Annotated in this window: 19 protein-coding genes and 1 tRNA gene; 10 read left to right on the forward strand and 10 right to left on the reverse strand. The window is 73.4% G+C overall.

Features of this window, described 5'->3' with window-relative positions:
• Positions 1–61: 61 nt before the first annotated feature.
• The 7 genes from HCC30_RS08125 to HCC30_RS08155 form a co-directional block, all read right to left on the reverse strand.
• Positions 62–1063, reverse strand: coding sequence for a hypothetical protein (locus HCC30_RS08125; protein ID WP_169441645.1), 1002 nt, complete (start codon positions 1061–1063; stop codon positions 62–64).
• Between the two features lie 204 nt (positions 1064–1267).
• Positions 1268–2524, reverse strand: coding sequence for an HD domain-containing phosphohydrolase (locus tag HCC30_RS08130; protein ID WP_346776546.1), 1257 nt, complete (start codon positions 2522–2524; stop codon positions 1268–1270).
• Positions 2521–3831, reverse strand: a complete 1311-nt coding sequence (locus HCC30_RS08135; protein WP_169441646.1) for an HD-GYP domain-containing protein — start codon at positions 3829–3831, stop codon at positions 2521–2523. Before HCC30_RS08135 ends, HCC30_RS08130 begins: the two co-directional genes overlap by 4 nt.
• A gap of 179 nt (positions 3832–4010) precedes the next feature.
• Positions 4011–4445 (reverse strand): mycothiol system anti-sigma-R factor, encoded by a 435-nt coding sequence (rsrA, locus tag HCC30_RS08140; RefSeq protein WP_169441647.1) that lies wholly within the window; start codon positions 4443–4445, stop codon positions 4011–4013.
• Positions 4442–5290: a sigma-70 family RNA polymerase sigma factor gene (locus HCC30_RS08145; protein ID WP_169441648.1), complete on the reverse strand. Its 849-nt coding sequence runs from the start codon at positions 5288–5290 to the stop codon at positions 4442–4444. The genes rsrA and HCC30_RS08145 overlap by 4 nt, the downstream gene beginning before the upstream one ends.
• 72 nt (positions 5291–5362) lie before the next feature.
• A complete protein-coding gene (locus HCC30_RS08150; RefSeq protein WP_169441649.1) occupies positions 5363–6031 on the reverse strand; it encodes an alpha/beta family hydrolase in 669 nt (222 codons plus the stop codon).
• Between the two features lie 25 nt (positions 6032–6056).
• A complete protein-coding gene (locus HCC30_RS08155) occupies positions 6057–6875 on the reverse strand; it encodes an SOS response-associated peptidase (protein WP_169441650.1) in 819 nt (272 codons plus the stop codon).
• 144 nt (positions 6876–7019) lie between these two features.
• Here HCC30_RS08155 and HCC30_RS08160 point away from each other — a divergent pair, with 144 nt between their 5' ends.
• The 4 genes from HCC30_RS08160 (at position 7020) to HCC30_RS08175 (ending at position 10624) form a co-directional block, all read left to right on the forward strand.
• Positions 7020–7733: a M50 family metallopeptidase gene (locus tag HCC30_RS08160; protein ID WP_169441651.1), complete on the forward strand. Its 714-nt coding sequence runs from the start codon at positions 7020–7022 to the stop codon at positions 7731–7733.
• A gap of 76 nt (positions 7734–7809) precedes the next feature.
• Entirely contained in the window at positions 7810–9171 is a 1362-nt protein-coding gene (gene aroA / locus HCC30_RS08165) for a 3-phosphoshikimate 1-carboxyvinyltransferase (RefSeq protein WP_169441652.1), read from the forward strand.
• Between the two features lie 13 nt (positions 9172–9184).
• Complete coding sequence (gene rsgA, locus HCC30_RS08170) at positions 9185–10192, forward strand: ribosome small subunit-dependent GTPase A (RefSeq protein WP_169441653.1); 1008 nt, start codon at positions 9185–9187, stop codon at positions 10190–10192.
• 108 nt (positions 10193–10300) lie between these two features.
• On the forward strand, positions 10301–10624 hold the full coding sequence (locus HCC30_RS08175; protein WP_169441654.1) for a multidrug efflux SMR transporter: 324 nt from the start codon (positions 10301–10303) through the stop codon (positions 10622–10624).
• Positions 10625–10646: 22 nt separating this feature from the next.
• Here the strand turns inward: HCC30_RS08175 and HCC30_RS08180 are convergent, their stop codons facing one another.
• Positions 10647–11267, reverse strand: coding sequence for a TetR/AcrR family transcriptional regulator (locus HCC30_RS08180; protein ID WP_169441655.1), 621 nt, complete (start codon positions 11265–11267; stop codon positions 10647–10649).
• A gap of 167 nt (positions 11268–11434) precedes the next feature.
• Between HCC30_RS08180 and hisN the strand changes: the two genes are divergently transcribed.
• Positions 11435–12229 (forward strand): histidinol-phosphatase, encoded by a 795-nt coding sequence (gene hisN, locus HCC30_RS08185; protein WP_169441656.1) that lies wholly within the window; start codon positions 11435–11437, stop codon positions 12227–12229.
• A gap of 140 nt (positions 12230–12369) precedes the next feature.
• Complete coding sequence (locus tag HCC30_RS08190; RefSeq protein WP_169441657.1) at positions 12370–12792, forward strand: CBS domain-containing protein; 423 nt, start codon at positions 12370–12372, stop codon at positions 12790–12792.
• Positions 12793–12864: 72 nt separating this feature from the next.
• Here the strand turns inward: HCC30_RS08190 and HCC30_RS08195 are convergent, their stop codons facing one another.
• Positions 12865–14331, reverse strand: coding sequence for a catalase (locus tag HCC30_RS08195; protein WP_169441658.1), 1467 nt, complete (start codon positions 14329–14331; stop codon positions 12865–12867).
• Between the two features lie 128 nt (positions 14332–14459).
• Here HCC30_RS08195 and HCC30_RS08200 point away from each other — a divergent pair, with 128 nt between their 5' ends.
• The 4 genes from HCC30_RS08200 (at position 14460) to HCC30_RS08215 (ending at position 17883) form a co-directional block, all read left to right on the forward strand.
• Positions 14460–14876, forward strand: a complete 417-nt coding sequence (locus tag HCC30_RS08200; RefSeq protein WP_169441659.1) for a Fur family transcriptional regulator — start codon at positions 14460–14462, stop codon at positions 14874–14876.
• Between the two features lie 137 nt (positions 14877–15013).
• Positions 15014–15799 carry an ABC transporter ATP-binding protein gene (locus HCC30_RS08205; protein ID WP_169441660.1) on the forward strand — a complete coding sequence of 262 codons (786 nt, stop codon included), beginning with the start codon at positions 15014–15016 and terminating at the stop codon, positions 15797–15799.
• The gene (locus HCC30_RS08210; RefSeq protein ID WP_169441661.1) at positions 15796–16695 is read left to right on the forward strand and encodes an ABC transporter permease; all 900 of its coding nucleotides are present in this window, start codon (positions 15796–15798) and stop codon (positions 16693–16695) included. The genes HCC30_RS08205 and HCC30_RS08210 overlap by 4 nt, the downstream gene beginning before the upstream one ends.
• A gap of 39 nt (positions 16696–16734) precedes the next feature.
• Positions 16735–17883 (forward strand): ABC transporter substrate-binding protein, encoded by a 1149-nt coding sequence (locus HCC30_RS08215; protein WP_169441662.1) that lies wholly within the window; start codon positions 16735–16737, stop codon positions 17881–17883.
• A 111-nt stretch (positions 17884–17994) separates the two neighbouring features.
• Here the strand turns inward: HCC30_RS08215 and HCC30_RS08220 are convergent.
• Positions 17995–18068 (reverse strand) — tRNA-Met (locus tag HCC30_RS08220).
• Positions 18069–18118 lie beyond the last annotated feature (50 nt).

Consider the following 18118-nt stretch of genomic DNA (forward strand, 5'->3'; position numbering starts at 1 on the left):
CCGCCGAGGGGCCGGCCCGAAAAACAATCGCCCTACAGGGTACGGGGCGCGCGGGAATGCCTCAGCAGACCTCCTCAAGATCCCGCCATTCCCGGGTGTCCGGGCTGTCCGCGACCCATCCGTCGAGCAGCCCGCGCACCAGCTGCGCCGGGGCCGCCAGCCCGCACTCGCGCTCCGGCACCCACAGCTCACCGGGACCGCCCGAGGGCAGGTAGCCCAGCGGACCGGGATGCCCGGGGGAGCTGTGGTCGTGCGGGTCCAGGTGCACCGAGCCGTCGCCCTCGTCCGTGGGCATGCTGCTCTCCGAGCAGGAGCGGCACAGCAGCCGCACCGAGGACGACCAGTCCTCGGCGGCGAAACCGGCGTCGGCCGCGAGCCGCTCCAGCGCGTCCCGGTCGGCCTCGGTGGCCGCCTCCAGCAGCACCACCCAGGTCGGAACCGGCGAGGGCGCCCACAGCTCGATCTCGTCGAAGACCGGGTACGAGGGCCCGGCCGACGTCGTCCGCTCGCCGTGCGGGACACCGTCGTGCAGCACCACCTCGCCCCAGCGGCGGCCCGAGGACGGCAGCGGAATGCTGTGCACCTCCAGCCGGGCCGGGTCGATCCGGCGGCCCCACACCACCTCGGCCTCGCCCTCCGGCGACAGCCGCACGGCCGCGCTGCCCAGCTGCATGCCCGTCGGCTCGTCCCCCGCGACGGCCGGCTGCGTCTGCCCGGGGACGCGCAGCCCGTACGCCTGCCACGCGCGCCGCGCCAGCGGCCAGTCCTGCAGGGCCGTCGCGGCGATGCCGACGTTCCACCAGTCCGGGGCGCCGGACTCGCGCTCCAGCAGCGCGACGGCGCGCAGCCCCGCGGCCCGCGCCTGCTCCCAGTCGTGCCGGAACTTGTGCAGCAGCGCGAGGTTGAACCACGACTCGGACAGCCACGGCTCCAGATCAGCGGCACGGGTGAGCAGGGCGCCCGCGTCCTCGTAGCGCCCGTCTCCGATGAGGGTGAACGCGCGGTCGGTCGCCTTCCTCCAGGACGTGGAGGGCCGATGCCGCGCCTTGCCGAAGATCCTCACGATGTTCCCGCCTGATTCCCGCCTGTTGCTGGATTCCCGGCCGCCTCCCGGCCGGTCCTCACCCCGTACGGCCACGCCTCCCGCGCACCGTCTCGTCGGCCGTACCGGCCGTATGCGCCGTCTGAACCCGTGTGTGCCTTTTCCGCGGTTGCCCCTCTTCGCATCCAACCATGCCCACCCGGGTGCGCGCTCACTACCCGGGAGTCACGCAGCAGGCCCCCGGGAGACGACCCGCGCCAGCGCCTCCACGACCCGTGGTTCGTAGTCGTACGCGCTGCCGAGCCGCAGGCGTTCCAGGGCCCGGAGGGAGCCGTCGACGGTCCCGTTCCCCCGCTCGACGGCCTCCTTCCCCACTGCCCGCGACACCATGTCCGCATAGGCGTTGGACGTGCGAACGATACGTGCGGTGAAGGGCTGTTCACGGTAGGGGTCCGCCTGCCGCTCGACGGCGGAGGCGACCGCCGCCGGCACCCCCGTCTCCCGCGCGACGGCGCCGCCCAGCGCGGCGATCCGGCGGGCCAGGGCCGGGGGTTCGGCGGCGCCGCCCGGCACCGGGTCGGGCAGCGACAGCCGTCCGACGTCGTGCAGCAGCGCCGCGTACTCCAGCACGGTGAGTTCCGGCTCCCGCAGCCCCAGCTCGCGGCCCACGGCCCGGCTCAGCGCGGCGACCCGGCGCGCGTGCCCGCGCGGGGCGCAGCCCGCGACCTCGGCGGCGCGGGCCAGCGCCGCGACGGTCTGCCGGCGGGTGGTGTGCACGGCCGCGCGGCGGCGGGACGCGAACCGGGTGAGCAGCAGCGGCGCGCACAGCACCGGCAGCGCCCACAGCCCGGCCGCCGCCACCCCCGGCGCGAGCACCGTGCCGGTCGCCGCGACGGCGCACACCACGCCGGGCCGGGCCCGCGCCCGCTCCCGCAGCAGCGGCCCGACGGGCCGTCCCGTACGGCCGGCGGCGAGAACGGCGGCGAGCACCGCGTCGCACAGGCCGGTGAGCAGGGCGACGCCGAGCAGGACCAGCACCTGGCCCGTGCCGGGCCCGAACGCGCCCGCGCCGTACAGCGGTTGGCAGCAGACGGCGGCGAACGCGGTGGCCAGCACGCTCCGCACCGCGTAGTCCGCCGAGGGCGCCCGGCCGAGCGCCAGCTGCGGCGCCGCCCCGAGCAGCCCCGCCAGCACGACGACGGCGACGCACTGCAGCACCCCGTGCGTCGCGGGCCGCCCGCCGACCTCGCCGAGCAGCGCGTACCCGAGCGCCGCGGCGGCGCTCAACGGCGCCCCCGTCCGGGCCCGCACGCCGGTGTCCGCGTCCGGGAGCCGTACCCGTACGGCCTCGCCCACGGCGACGAGGAGGCCGAACGCGAGGGCCACACCGGGCTGTTCGAGCCCGGCGAGCAGCACCGAACCGAGCGCGACGACGACCAGCACCCCCGCGCCGACGTACAGCGCCCCCGCCGGACGGCTCACCGCGCGGCCCCACCGCTCAGCGGCGCGTGCGCGGTGACGTCCGCCGCCGGGGTCCACTCCTCGCGGGCCAGCGCGCGGGTCAGGGCGGCCACCATGCGGGGGTCGAACTGGGTGCCCGCGCACCGCCGCAGCTCCCGCAGCGCCGTCTTCACGGGGCGGGCCCGGCGGTAGCTGCGGGTCGACGTCATGGCGTCGAAGGCGTCGGCGACGGCGACGAGCCGGGCGAACTCGGGAATCCCGTCGCCGGAGAGGCCGTAGGGGTAGCCGGAGCCGTCCAGCCGTTCGTGGTGGTGCAGGATCGCGGCGCGCGCCTCGTCCAGGAAGCCGATGCCGCGCACCATCTCGTGCCCGTACTCCGGGTGCAGTTCGATCACCCGGCGCTCCTCGGGGGTGAGCGGGCCGTCCTTGCACAGCAGCCGGGTGGGCACGCCCAGCTTGCCGACGTCGTGCAGGGTGCCCGCCAGGCGCACCGCCTCCGTCCGCGAGGCGTCCATCCCGAGCTCCCGCGCGATGAGGACGGACGCCTCGCCGACCCGTTCGCCGTGCCCGCAGGTGTAGCGGTCCTTGATGTCCACGGCCCGCAGGAGGGCGCGGACGGCGGCACGGTGCGCGCCGCGCTCCCGGTCACCGTGCGCGAAGACCCGGAAGCCGAGGCACCCGGGCAGCAGCACCAGCAGCGCGGCCACCGGCCCGTACCGGCTCTCCCACAGCACCGCCGCCATCAGCCCGGTGCCCGCGTACAGCAGATGCGGCACCACCGCGTACGGCAACCGCCCGCGCCACGCGGCCCGTACGGGCCGGCGCTCGGCCAGGACCAGGACGGCCCCGTCGAGCGCGGTCAGCACCAGGCAGAAGGCGAGCCCGGCGACGGCCGCGGGCAGCAGCGCCTGCGGGAGGTGCGGGGCGGTCGCGCGCGCGGCGGCGGCCGCCGCCCAGGCCGCCAGGGCGAGTTGGGCGGCGTGCCAGACACGGCGGGCGCCGGCGTGCCGCGGCTCGGCCCGGCCGAGCAGCGCACCGGGGACCGGCACCAGCGCGGCCGCGGCGGGCGGCAGCAGGAAGACCCCGGCGAGCAGCACCGGGAAGAGCGGGGTGAACGGCCCCGTGTCCCGGGGCAGCCAGGGGCTCAGCCGCGGGCAGCGCAGGGCGTACTCGGCGGCGGCGTACAGCGCGGCCAGCGGCAGCAGCACCGGCCACCGGACCTCGCCGGCCTCCCGCAGGGCGGGCGCCACGGCGACGGCGGCCGCGAGCACGGCGGCGCCGATGCCCGCCACGGCCGCCCGGGGCAGCCGTGCCGTCCGGGTCCGCATACCGCGCCTCCTCCCCTGCCGGGACGGTTGGGGAGGATAGGACGACGGGACGGGGCGGCGCGGAGCGATTTCCGGATTGTCCCGCAACGCACCGCAGCCGCTCACACCTTCGGGTGAGATGCGGCCCGACAGGCCCCGTCAGGGGCGCACTTGGGGGTGGCGGGCGGCGAACTGCCCGTTCAGGCGGGCTTGTTGCGCAGCGGCGAGGGGTGCGCGGACTGCTCGGCCCGGTTCTCCTCCCGGACCGTCCGCTCGGCCAGCTCGTCCTGCTCGGCCGCGCTGAGCTTCCCGGACGGACCGGCGGAGGCGGCGTCGCCGCCGGAACCCTCCGCCTCGTCCGCGGGCTCACCGGCCGTCTCGCCGGCGCGGATCACCTCGATCCGTCCCATCACCTTGGACCGCAGGTCCGCGGGGACGTCGTCGTGTCCGCAGCAGCGCTTGACCAGCTTCTTGACCTCCTGTTCGAGGCCGTACTTCTCGAAGCAGGGGGAGCATTCGTCGAAATGCTCCTTGAACTTCTCCGAGTCCTGGTCCGGCATCTCCTTGTCGAGGTACTCGTAGAGATGGTCCAGGACCTCAGAGCAGTCCGTTTCGTGCGGCTCTCCGCAACTCATGAGCCCGAGCCCTTCCGGTCGTGCGACTCGTCACCCGGCTCAGCCGGCGATGCCCCGACGGCCGCGGCACCGGCCGGGACCAGCCCGCGGCCCCGCGCGTAGTCCTCCAGCATGCCGCGAAGCTGCCGCCGTCCGCGGTGCAGACGCGACATCACGGTCCCGATGGGGGTCCCCATGATGTCCGCGATCTCCTTGTACGCAAAGCCCTCCACGTCCGCGAGGTACACCGCGATCCGGAACTCCTCCGGGATGGCCTGGAGGGCCTCCTTCACGTCCGAGTCCGGGAGGTGGTCGAGCGCCTGGGCCTCGGCGGAGCGCAGCCCGGTCGACATGTGCGACTCGGCGCGCGCCAGCTGCCAGTCCTCGATCTCCTCGGCGGCACTGCGCTGGGGTTCGCGCTGCTTCTTCCGGTACGAGTTGATGAAGGTGTTGGTCAGAATCCGGTACAGCCACGCCTTGAGGTTCGTGCCCTCGCGGAACTGGTGGAAGGACGCGTACGCCTTCGCGTAGGTCTCCTGCACCAGGTCCTCGGCGTCGGCCGGGTTCCGGGTCATACGGAGCGCTGCCGAATACATCTGGTCGAGGTAGTTGAGGGCGTCCCGCTCGAAGCGCGCGCTGCGCGCCGCCTCGGTCTCGTGCCCGTCACTCCCGCCGTTCTCGGTCCCGGTGACCGGACCCACCTCCTCCGATGCCGCGGCGAGCCCGAACGCGGACCCACTCGAATCGGAGAATAGACGACGTTCGACTCCCCCCGCCGCCGGAATCCCCGCACCACCGGACAGCGCCACCGTGGCCCAGTCCAGGTCGACGGCCTGGGGACGCTGCGGGCAAGCGACTGAACCCATACGGGCGGCTCCCTTTCTCGACGTGACGATCGAAACGTTCCGACGGGCCGTACAACACACGGCCCCCGCGCCTCATTCCCGGCCGCCCCCGGAGATCTCCGCGCACCACCCGGCGACCGTCTCGGTGATCACGGCCAGCGCCGCCTCCTGCGCGTCCATCCCCTCCCGCGCGCTCTCCGCCCGCTTCGGCACCGCGAACCCGTGATCCGCCGAGGCCACCTCGGCCACCCGGGCCCCGGCGGGGAACTCCCCGGGGCGCCCGAACGGGTCCCGGCCGCCCTGCACGACCAGCGTCGGGAGCCCCGCGCCCGTCAGCTCCTCGGCCCGCGACTTCTCCGGCCTGCCCGGCGGGTGCAGCGGGAACGACAGCGCGAGCACCGCGACGGCGCCCAGCTCACGGCCCGTACGGCAGGCCACCCGCGCGCCCGCGCTGCGCCCGCCCGCGATCACCGGCGGTCCGGCGGCGGCCAGGGCCGGCCAGAGCGCCGTCCAGGCGGCGTCGAGGGTCTTCGGCGCGGGCGCGACCTTCTTGCCCGCGACCCGCCAGGGCTGTTCGACCAGCGCGACGGTCACGCCCGTACCGGGCAGCGCCGCCGCCAGCGCCCGCAGGTCCCGGGCCTCGATCCCGCCGCCCGCGCCGTGGCCGAGGGCCAGCACGGCGCGGGGGTGCTCCGCGTGGTGCCAGGTGATGCGGGCGTCGCCCGCCGGGGTGGTGACGGTCTGGGTCTTCGGGGCGTTCATGGGGGCATCCTGCCGCACGGCGCCCTCAGAACAGGGTGCCGACCTCCGGGCCGTCCAGCGGCTTGAGCAGGTCGGGGCTGTTGTTGCGGACGTTGCTGACGTCGGTGGAGACCGGGTAGGCGCGCATCAGCCCGGGCGGGGGCGGCGCCAGCAGGCCGCGCAGCTGCTCGTCCTCGGTGCGGGCGGGGTCGAGCCAGGCGTCCCAGCGGTCCTCGGTGAGCATCAGCGGCATCCGCGGGTGGATGTCCGACAGCGAGCGCGGTCCGTCCTCGCCGCTGTCCCCGGCCAGCGGCGCCGTCTCGGCCTCGGTGGTGATCACCGCGCAGGTGACCCACCAGGCCATGGGGTGCTCGCCGGGCAGCGTCCGGTCCCGCCAGAACTCGTACAGTCCGGCCATCGCCATCACGGAGCCGTCCGCCGGGGTCACGAAGTAGGGCTGCTTCATGGCCCGTTTCCGCTTCCCCTCCTGCTCCAGGCGCAGTTCCGTATCGGCGGTGACCCACTCGAAGTAGCCGTCGGCCGGGAGCAGGCAGCGGCGGGAGGCGAAGGCACGGCGGTAGGCGGGCTTCTCGTGCACCGTCTCGGCCCGCGCGTTGATCATCTTCGGCCCGCTGCCGGGGTCCTTCGCCCAGGACGGGACGAGGCCCCACTTCAGCACCCGCAGCTGCCGCACCGGGTCCGGCACGTCCGCGCCCTTGAGCGGGCGGTCGAGGACGGCGTGCACCTGTTTCGTCGGCGCGACGTTCCAGTCCGGCTCCAGAGTCTCCTCCGGGTCCCACTTCTCCACCCCGAACAGGCCCACCAGATCCTCGGGCCTCCGGCTCGCTGCATACCGACCGCACATACGTGCCAGACTGCCACGCCGCACGTGGGGCGCGGGCCGAGTGTCACAAGGCCGCCCCGGACCCGGACGCGGGGGAACCGCCGCCGGGCCCCCGGACGACCGAACCAGCGGGGGCCCGAGCGAGAAGGACGAGAAAGAGGAGAGATGGACACCGCGAGCTTCACCGAGATCTGGGACCGGGTCTTCGGCAGCCAGCCCGACCCGGACCAGTGGCTGGTCATCGTCACCGGGCTCGTCGCGCTGGCCGCCGTCACCCCGCACAACGTCTGGCGGATATCGCGCAACGCCGTGACCATCGCGCACGAGGGCGGCCACGGCCTCGTCGCGCTGCTCTCCGGGCGCCGCCTCGACGGCATCAGGCTGCACTCCGACACCTCGGGCCTCACCGTCTCGCGCGGCAAGCCCACCGGCATCGGCATGGTGCTCACCGCCGCCTCCGGCTACACCGCCCCGCCCCTGCTCGGCCTCGGCGGCGCCTGGCTGCTCGCCGCGAACCACATCACGCTGCTGCTCTGGCTCGCCACCGCGCTGCTCCTCGCCATGCTCGTGATGATCCGCAACGCGTACGGCGTGCTCACCGTCTTCCTCTCCGGCGGCGCCTTCGTCCTCGTCTCCTGGCTGACCGGACCGCACGTCCAGGCCGCCTTCGCGTACGGCGTCGTGTGGTTCCTGCTGCTGGGCGGCGTACGGCCGGTGTTCGAGCTCCAGGGGAAGCGGCGCCGCGGAGGCGCCCCCGACTCGGACGCCGACCAGCTCGCCCGGCTCACCCACCTCCCGGCCGCCGTGTGGCTGGTGCTCTTCCACGCGGTGTCCCTGTGCGCCCTCATCGGCGGCGGACGGTGGCTCCTCAGGCTGTGAGCGGGGCCCGACGGGGAGGTCGGACGGGGTACTTCAGTTTTCGTCGGCCTTCCACGAACGCACTAAAGTGTGGGCCATGACCGATTCCACTGAAGCCGCTGCTCACTGGCGCGCGCCGCTCGCGTCCGGCCCGATCGACGCGACCGTCACCGTGCCCGGTTCCAAATCGGTCACCAACCGCGGCCTGGTCCTGGCCGCGCTCTCCACCGAGCCGGGCTGGCTGCGCCGCCCGCTCCGCTCCCGCGACACCCTGCTGATGGCCGGGGCGCTGCGGGCCATGGGCGTGCACATCGAGGAAACGGTCTCCTCCAGCTCGTCCGCCACCGGCGCCCCGGCCACCGGCGGCGGCGAGGCCTGGCGGATCATCCCGGCCGGCCTGCACGGCCCGGCCACCGTCGACGTCGGCAACGCGGGCACGGTCATGCGCTTCCTGCCGCCCGTCGCCGCGCTGGCCGACGGCCCGGTCCGGTTCGACGGCGACCCGCGCAGCTACGAGCGCCCGCTGCACGGCGTGATCGACGCGCTGCGCGCCCTCGGCGCCCGCATCGACGACGACAAGCGCGGCGCGCTCCCCCTCACCGTGCACGGCGGCGGCTCGGTCGAGGGCGGGACGGTCGAGATCGACGCGTCCTCCTCCAGCCAGTTCGTCAGCGCCCTGCTGCTCTCCGGCGCCCGGTTCAACCAGGGCGTGGAGGTCCGGCACACCGGCGGCGCGCTGCCGTCGATGCCGCACATCCGGATGACGATCGAGATGCTGCGCCAGGCCGGCGTCAAGGTCGACTCCCCCGAGGACGGCGGCGAGGCCGACGTCTGGCGCGTCACCCCCGGCGCGCTGCTCGGCCGTGACCTGGTCGTCGAGCCCGACCTGTCGAACGCGCAGCCGTTCCTGGCCGCCGCGCTCGTCACCGGCGGCACCGTCACCGTCCCGGACTGGCCCGCGCACACCGCGCAGCCCGGCGACGCGCTGCGCGAGATCTTCACCGCGATGGGCGGCTCCTGCGAACTCACCGAGCGCGGGCTGACGTTCACCGGCAGCGGCCGGATCCACGGCATCGACGTCGACCTGAGCGAGGTCGGCGAGCTGACCCCGGGCATCGCCGCCGTCGCCGCGCTCGCCGAGGGCGAGTCCGTGCTGCGCGGCGTCGCCCACCTCCGGCTGCACGAGACGGACCGGCTGGCCGCGCTCACCAAGGAGATCAACGGCCTCGGCGGCGACGTCACCGAGACCGAGGACGGCCTGCGCATCCGCCCCCGCCCGCTGCACGGCGGCGTCTTCCACACCTACGACGACCACCGGCTGGCCACCGCCGGCGCGCTGCTCGGCCTCGCCGTCGAGGGCGTCGAGGTGGAGAACATCGCCACCACCGGCAAGACCCTCCCCGACTTCCCCGCCATGTGGGCCGCCATGCTCGGCGAACCCGACGGAGGGCGAGGCTGAGGGGTACGCCGCGATGCGCCGCTACGGCAAGCACACCGACGAGGACGACATCCGCGTACGCCCCGGACGCCGCGGCAGCCGCCCGCGCACGCACACCCGTCCGAAGCACGAGGACGCCGCCGAGGGCCAGGTCCTGACGGTCGACCGGGGGCGGATCACCTGCCTCGTCGAGGGCCGTACCGTCACCGCGATGAAGGCCCGCGAACTGGGCCGCAAGGGCGTCGTGGTGGGCGACCGGGTCGCGCTCGTCGGCGACCTGTCCGGGGCGAAGGACACGCTCGCCCGCATCGTCCGCGTCCACCCCCGCACCTCGGTGCTGCGGCGCACCGCCGACGACAACGACCCCTACGAGCGGGTGATCGTCGCCAACGCGGACCAGCTCGCCATCGTCACCGCGCTCGCCGACCCCGAGCCCAGACCGCGGCTCATCGACCGCTGCCTGGTCGCCGCCTTCGACGCCGGACTCGACCCGCTGCTCGTCCTCACCAAGTCGGACCTCTCCCCCGCCGGACCCCTGCTGGAGAAGTACGCGCCGCTCGGCATCCGGTACGCGGTCACCAGCCGCGAGGAACTCGCCGCCGGCGAGGCCGCCGAGCAGGTGCGCACCCAGCTGTACGGGCTGAGCACCGTGTTCGTCGGGCACAGCGGCGTCGGCAAGACGACCCTGGTGAACGCCCTGGTGCCGGACCGGCAGCGGGCGACCGGGCACGTCAACGAGGTCACCGGCCGCGGACGGCACACCACCACCTCGGCCCTGGCACTGCCCCTGCCGGGCAACGACGGCTGGGTCATCGACACCCCGGGCGTCCGGTCGTTCGGGCTGCACCACATCGACCCGTCCCGCGTCATCCACGCCTTCCCGGACCTGGAGCCCGGCACCGCCGAGTGCCCCCGCGCGTGCGGCCACGACGAGCCGGACTGCGCCCTGGACCCGTGGGTCGCGGACGGCCACGCCGACCCGGAGCGGCTGTACTCGCTGCGCCGGCTCCTGGCGACGCGCGAGCAGCACGAGGGAGATTGATCCGGTTCGTCCCGGTTCGCGTGCGATCATCGCACCGACAATCCGCACGGCCGCACGAGCGGGAGCTCGCGGCCGCACGCGCGGCGGGGACAACGGAGGGCCTTCCATATGCCGTGGCTACTGGTCGTCGTGGCCGGTCTGCTGGAGACGGGGTTCGCTGTCTGCCTGAAGCTGTCGCACGGCTTCACCCGGCTGTGGCCGACGGTCGCGTTCTGCGTCTTCGCACTCGCCAGCTTCGGCCTGCTGACCCTCGCCCTCAAGCGGCTCGACGTCGGCCCGGCCTACGCGGTGTGGACCGGCATCGGCGCGGCCGGCACCGCGATCTACGGGATGGTCTTCCTCGGTGACGTCGTCTCCGCGCTGAAGCTGGTCTCCATCACGCTCGTCATCATCGGCGTCGTCGGACTCCAACTCTCGGGCGGGGCGCACTGATCCGAGCGCGCGCCGCCCGCCGTCAGCGCTCCGGCAGCAGGGAGCGGACGACGTCGCCGATGCCCGCGCAGGTCTCGTCGTCCGGGGCCTCCACCGGTGCCACGACGTAGCTCAGCGCCATCCGCAGCCCCACCTCGCAGGCCCGGCCCAGCCGTTGCTGCTGCGGGATCCGCGAGGGCTGCGCCGCGGGGCGGCCCGAGGCCCCCATCCCGGCGATCATGCGGTCGCGCAGCACCGAGGCCAGGCCGCCGGGCTCGCGGCAGGAGCGGCCGCCGCCTGGCGCCGGGCCGCCGCCGGGCACCGGCATCGCGCTGTCCCAGCTCCCGGTGAGCGCGGCGTGCACGACGGGCTCGTCCCGCGCGGCGCGGAGCATCCAGGCCGCCGAGGCCGCGCAGCAGCCGGCCGGGTCCGCTCCGCGGCGGCCGGCGTCGGCGGCGGCCCGTACCGCGCCGTCGAGGAAGGTCTCCACGCAGCGCTCCACCAGCGCGGCGCCGAGCCCCTCCTTGCTCCCGAATTCGTTGTAGAGGGTCTGCCGGGACACCCCCGCTGCCGCGGCGACGTCGACCATGCGCACCCCCGTCCACGGCTGAACCGAGACGGCCCGTGCGGCGGCCGCCAGCAGTGCCTCGCGTGCGGTGGGCATCGTTGTCCTCCCGTGCCCGACAGCTGGGGTGCCGGACAGAATTGACGGGCCGGCAGAAGCTGTCAAGACACCCCGCGCGGGAGGAACCGGGCCCCGCGCGCCCGCCCGCCGGCGGCCCCGGCCCGGGCGCTGTGGCTGGCCACGGGGTCGGTCGATACTGTTCGCACATGCCGGACTACCACGATGATCTGCGCCTCGCCCACGTACTGGCCGACACCGCCGACGCCGCCACCATGGAGCGGTTCAAGGCCCTCGACCTGCAGGTCGAGACGAAACCCGACATGACGCCGGTGACCGAGGCCGACAAGGCCGCCGAGGAGCTGATCCGCACGTCGCTCCAGCGCACGCGCCCGCGGGACGCCGTGGTCGGCGAGGAGTTCGGCACCGAGGGCAACGCCCCCCGCCGCTGGATCATCGACCCGATCGACGGCACCAAGAACTACGTGCGCGGAGTACCCGTGTGGGCGACCCTGATCGCGCTCACGGAGCTGACCGAGAAGGGTGACGAGCCCGTCGTCGGCCTCGTCTCGGCCCCCGCGCTCAACCGCCGCTGGTGGGCGATGAAGGACGGCGGCGCGTACACCGGCCGGAGTCTGGCCCAGGCGTCCCGGCTGGAGGTGTCCCGCGTGGAGCGCGTGCAGGACGCCTCGTTCGCGTACTCCTCGCTGCACGGCTGGGAGGAGCGCGGCATGATGGACGGCTTCCTTCAGCTGACGCGGGACTGCTGGCGCACCCGCGGCTACGGCGACTTCTGGCCGTACATGATGGTGGCCGAGGGTTCGGTCGACATGTGCGCCGAGCCGGAGCTGTCGGTGTGGGACATGGCCGCGAACGCCGTGATCGTGCAGGAGGCGGGCGGCTCCTTCACCGGGCTCGACGGCAACCCCGGCCCGCACAGCGGCAACGCGGCGGCGTCCAACGGGCGGCTGCACGGCGAGCTGCTGCGCTACCTGACGAGCTGAGCGGGGCGGCGTCATCCACCCGTACGAGGCTCTTGTGACGGCCCGTCACGGCATGTGAGCATGTGAGCCGAAAGGCTTGTGCCCTTGTGAATCGCTTCTCGAAGGGGACGCGGTTCCGCCAAGGAAGGTGGCTCACCGACATGCCCACCCTCGTCCACGACGCCATGAGCCGGGTCGTCCTCACCATCGGCCCGGCACACACCCTCCGGCAGGCCGCCGAACTGATGTCGACGCGACGCGTCGGCGCGGCCGTCGTCCTCGACCCCGACACCTGCGGGCTCGGCATCCTCACCGAGCGCGACATCCTCAACTCCCTCGGCGCCGCCCAGGACCCGGACCGGGAGACCGCGCAGTCGCACACCACCACCGCCGTCGTCTTCGCCGCACCCTCGTGGACGCTGACCGAGGCGGCCGCCACGATGACCCGCGGCGGCTTCCGGCACCTGATCGTGCTCGACGAACGGGAGCCGGTCGGCGTGGTCTCGGTACGCGACATCGTGCGCTGCTGGACCACCCGCGAGGAGGGCGGGGCCGCCGCCCGCGGCCGGCCCGTACCCGCCTGACCCGGCACAACAGCGGAGGGACCGGAGCCCCTTGGCGTCCGGTCCCTCCGTTTTGTACGGCAGGCGGGTCTGTCAGCCGCGCAGGGCCTGGACCGCGGCCTCCAGCCGCTTGCCGTAGTCCGCGTCCGCCTTGCGGAAGTTCTCGATCGCGCGCTGGGCGATGTCGTCCCGCGAGACCTGCGAGATGAAGCCCGCGAGGTTGTCGATCAGACGGGACTTCTCGTCCTCCGACATCAGGCGGTAGAGGTTGCCGGCCTGGACGAAGTCGTCGTCCTCGGCGTGCGAGGGGGCCTCGTGGTCGGCGGTGACGCCGGAGACCGCGGTGGGCTCCCACAGCGGCGCGTTGGTCTGCACCGGGCCGCCGAAGCTGTTCGGCTCGTAATTCTTCGCGCCGCCGTGCCGGCCGTCGTACATCACGCCGTCCCGGCCGTGCGTACGGGCCTCCGTGGCGTGCGGGCGGTTGACCGGCAGGTGGTCGGCGTTGATGCCGACGCGGTAGCGGTGCGCGTCGCCGTACGCGAAGAGACGGCCCTGGAGCATCTTGTCCGGCGACGGGCCGATGCCCGGCACGAAGTGGTGCGGCGAGAAGACGGACTGCTCGACCTCGGCGAAGATGTTCTCCGGGTTGCGGTTGAGCTCCAGCTTGCCGATCTCGATCGGCGGGTAGTCCTCGTGCGGCCAGACCTTGGTCAGGTCGAACGGGTTGAAGCGGTAGTTCGACGCGTCGGCCGCGGGCATGACCTGCACCTGCACCGTCCAGGTCGGGTACTCGCCGCGCTCGATGGACTCACGCAGGTCCCGCTGGTGGCTGTCGGGGTCCTTGCCCGCGAGGACGTCGGCCTCGTCGGCGGGCAGGTTCTTGATGCCCTGGTCGGTCTTGAAGTGGTACTTGACCCAGAAGACCTCGCCGTCGGCGTTAGTCCACTGGAAGGTGTGCGAGCCGTAGCCGTTCATGTGGCGGTAGGACGCGGGGATGCCGCGGTCACCGAAGAGCCAGGTCACCTGGTGCGTCGACTCGGGCGACAGACCCCAGAAGTCCCAGACGTTGTCCGCCTCCTGCGAGCCGGTGTACGGGTCGCGCTTCTGGGTGTGGATGAAGTCGGGGAACTTGATGGCGTCCTTGATGAAGAACACCGGCGTGTTGTTGCCGACGAGGTCGTAGTTGCCCTCCTCGGTGTAGAACTTCAGCGCGAAGCCGCGGGGGTCACGCACCGCGTCGGCCGCGCCGAGGTTGCCCGCGACCGTGGAGAAGCGGAGGAAGGTCTCCGTCTGCTTGCCGACCTCGGAGAGGAAGGCGGCGCGGGTGTACCGCGTCACGTCGGCGGTGACGGTGAACGTTCCGTACGCGCCGGCGCCGCGCGCGTGCACGATCCGCTCCGGGATGCGCTCGCGGTTGAAGTGGGCGAGTTTCTCCAGCAGCAGCTGGTCCTGGACCAGGGTGGGACCGCCAGGACCAGCGGTCTGGCTCTGCTGGTTGTCCGCCACCGGAGCACCGGCCTCCGTGGTCAGCGGCCCGGGGGTCTTGTCTGCAACCGTCACGTCACGTCTCCTGTCGCTGTGCTGTGGTCACGCCGAAAGCGATCCTACATTGGACTTTGTCCAAGTCAAGATAATTGCCAACCCCGTACGGGTTCTTTTCATGGACCGGCTGCTGCTAGTCTGGGCGCATGAGTGACCTGCTGGAACGGCTCCGGGACCGCGGCTGGCGCCTCACCGCGCAGCGGAGGGTCGTCGCCGAGGTGCTCGAGGGCGACCATGTGCACTTCACCGCCGACGAGGTGCACGCACGCGCGGCGGACCGCCTGCCGGAGATCGCGCGGGCCACCGTCTACAACACGCTGAGCGAACTCGTCGCCCTCGGCGAGGTCATCGAGGTCAGCACCGACGGCCGCGCGAAACGCTACGACCCGAACGCGCGCCACACGCACCAGCACCTGGTCTGCTCCGGGTGCGGCACCATCCGCGACGTCCACCCGAGCGGCGACCCGCTGGCCGCCCTCCCCGAGACGGAGCGCTACGGCTTCACCATCTCGGACGCCACGGTGACGTACCGCGGCACCTGCCCCAACTGCTCCGGCGGCTGACCGGCACCGACCGGAAGCCACCCTTCAGCACCGAGCCCGTCCCCCGCACCGGGGCGGGCTCGTTCGCGTGCGCGCCCGCTCCCCGCCACGGCACGACCCTTGCCGTGATCTGACGACCCGTCATATCGTCACCGGCGATGGACGCTTCCCCGAAAATCCGTGCCCACGCGCTCACCCGCTCCTTCGGACGGGGCGCGCGACGGCTCACCGCGCTCGGGCCGGTCGAACTCGACGTGGCCACCGGCGAGTTCGTCTGCATCGTCGGCCCGTCCGGCTGCGGCAAGTCCACCCTGCTGCGCGTCGCCGCCGGGCTGCTCCGCCCCTCCGCCGGCGGCCTGGACATCCACACCCACCACGACCGGCCCGCGGCGATGATCTTCCAGGACTACGGGATCTACGACTGGAAGACCGTCCTGGCCAACGTCCGCTTCGGCCTCGACGTCCAGCGCGTCCCCCGCCGGGACGCGGACGAACGCGCCCGCGGCTGGCTCGCGCGCATGGGCCTCGCCGACTTCGCGGACGCCTACCCGGCCGCGCTCTCCGGCGGCATGCGGCAGCGCGTCGCCATCGCCCGCGCCCTCGCCGTCGAGCCCGAAATCCTGCTCATGGACGAGCCGTTCGCCGCGCTCGACGCCCAGCTGCGCACCATCCTGCAGGACGAACTGCTCGCGCTCACCCAGTCCACCCGCACCACCACGCTGTTCATCACGCACAGCCTCGAAGAGGCACTGGTGCTCGGCGACCGGGTGCTGGTGATGTCCGCGCGCCCCGGACGGATCATCGCCGAACGCCGCCCGCCCTTCGGCAGGCCCCGGACGGGCGAGGTCCGCTCCGCACCGGAATTCACCGCGCTCAAGGACGAGTTGTGGGACCTGCTGCGCGGCGAGGTCGACCACGAACGGCAGGAGGCGGCCACACCGTGAGCACCCTCAGCGACAACACCACGGACCCGGCGGAGGCCACCGCCCCCGCCGACGACTCCCCCGGCGTCCTCAGACGCCGCCCCGGACCGCGCGAGACCGACCCGGCGGGCACCCACCGCAGACGCCGCACCCTGGAGATCACCCTGGCGGCGGCCGTGCCGCTCGCCCTCGTCCTGCTGTGGCAACTCGCCGCCGACCAGCGGTGGATCGACGACCGGATCTACCCCGCGCCCTCCGCGATCCTCGCCGACGGCTGGCAGCGCGCCCTCGACGGGGAGCTGCGGCCCGACACCTGGGCCACCCTCAAGCGGGTCCTCGCCGGCTACCTCATCGGCACCGTCTCCGGCTACCTGCTGGGCCTGCTGATGGGCTCGCTCCCGCTGGTCAGGGCCGCGCTGGAGCCGATGCTGGACGCCCTGTACGTGGTGCCGAAGCTGGCCCTGCTGCCCGTGTTCCTCAACATGTTCGGGCTCGGCGAGGGGCCGCAGATCGCGCTGGTCGCGGCCACGGTCTTCTTCTTCGTCTGGATCTCGACCATGGCCGCCGTGCTCGCCGTCCCCGCGGGACACCGCGACGCCGGGCACGTCTTCGGCGCCGGGCCCTGGCAGATGTTCCGCCACGTCCTGCTGCCCGCCTCGCTGCCGTCCGTACTGGTGGGGGCCAGGATCGCGGCGGGCGTCGCGGTGCTGGTGATCGTCGCGTCCGAGTCCATCGCCGCGACGGACGGGCTCGGCCACCTGATCTTCGACTCCCGCGCGCTGTTCCAGAACGACGTGATGTTCGTCGGCATCCTCTGCGTCGCGGTCCTCGGCGTCGCCTTCTCCGAACTGGTCCGGTTCCTCGGCCGCCTGGTCACCCCCTGGGCACCCCGCGACCGCGGACGCGGCCAGTCCTGACGCAGGTCCCCCGACGTCCCGCTCTCCCCGGAGGCCCCCTTGCGCACCCGCACCCCCGCCGCCCTCGTCGGCGCGCTCACCGCCACCGCGCTCGCCCTCGCCGGCTGCACCGCGCAGGACGGCGGCGCCATCGACACCGCGCCCCGCGACATCACACCGGTACGCGGCTGCGGCGAGAAGTCCTGGACCCCGCCGTCCGACCTCGCCGAGGACCGCACGCCCGCACGCTGCGAGCCGGGCGCGCCCGCGCCCCGCCCGCTGAAGAAGAAGCGGAAGCTGACCATCGCCACCGGAACCCTCAGCGCCGAATACGTCGGGCCGCTCCGGATCGCCCTGGCCGAGGGCGAGTTCGCGAAGGAGGGCCTGGACGTCGACCTCAAGGTGCTGCCCACCCCCGAGGCGCTGCCGCTGCTGGCCAAGGGCGAGATCGACGCGCTGTGGGCCGCGCCGGAGGCGGCCGTCGTCAACGGCATCAACGGCGGCTTCGACATCCGCTGGGTCGCGGGCAACTTCTCCCCCGACCCGTCCTCCAAGAGCGGGCTGTGGGTCAGGCTGAAGAAGGGCGAACAGCGGGGAAGCGGCGCGGCGGAGTCGGTGAACCTCAAGGGCCGGAAGATCGGCACGATGATCGGCAAGGGCTCCGTGATCGCCTACCCGATGGACTCGATCTTCGCCCGGCACCGCGCCTCCATGGACTCCGTCACCTTCCAGCAGCTCGGCTCCGCCGACGTCCTCACCGCGCTCACCAGCGGAGGCGCCGACTCCGCCTGGCTGCTCGACCCGGTGTGGCGCAAGGTCGACGGGAACAAGCGCTACGCCTTCCTCGGCGGCCAGCCCGTGGGCGAACCCCTGGGCGGGGCGCTGTACGGGCCGAACCTGCTGAGCGAGGACGTCGACGCGGGCGTCGCCCTGCTGCGCGCGTACATCCGCACCATCAACACCCACTTCGCCGGGGACTACAAGAAGAACCCGGAGTTCGTCGCCCAACTCTCCAAGGCGCTGCGGCAGGACACCAGGACCCTGACCTCCGTCCCGTCGCTCCGCATGGACTGGGAGATCCGCAAGGGCACGACGGACCGGCTGCAACGCGCCTACCGGGACGCCGGGGTGACGAAGGGCCCGCCACTGCCCGAGGAACGCCTCGTCGACCGGCGGCTGTACGCGGAAGCGGTGGGCCACAAGCTGTGACGTCTCACGCGTGGTAACTGACGTACTGCGCAACGTGATTGACGTGGCGGGTCACCGCGCACGCGAAAAGAACGAAGGCCCGGATCCGAGGATCCGGGCCTTCGTTTTCAGTAGCGGGGACAGGATTTGAACCTGCGACCTCTGGGTTATGAGCCCAGCGAGCTACCGAGCTGCTCCACCCCGCGCCGTTGTGCATTTACTTTAACCCGCTGCGAACGCCAGGTGCAAATCGCGT

It is taken from the genome of Streptomyces sp. HNM0574, from assembly GCF_012726235.1.
In the GTDB taxonomy this organism is placed as follows: Bacteria; Actinomycetota; Actinomycetes; order Streptomycetales; family Streptomycetaceae; genus Streptomyces.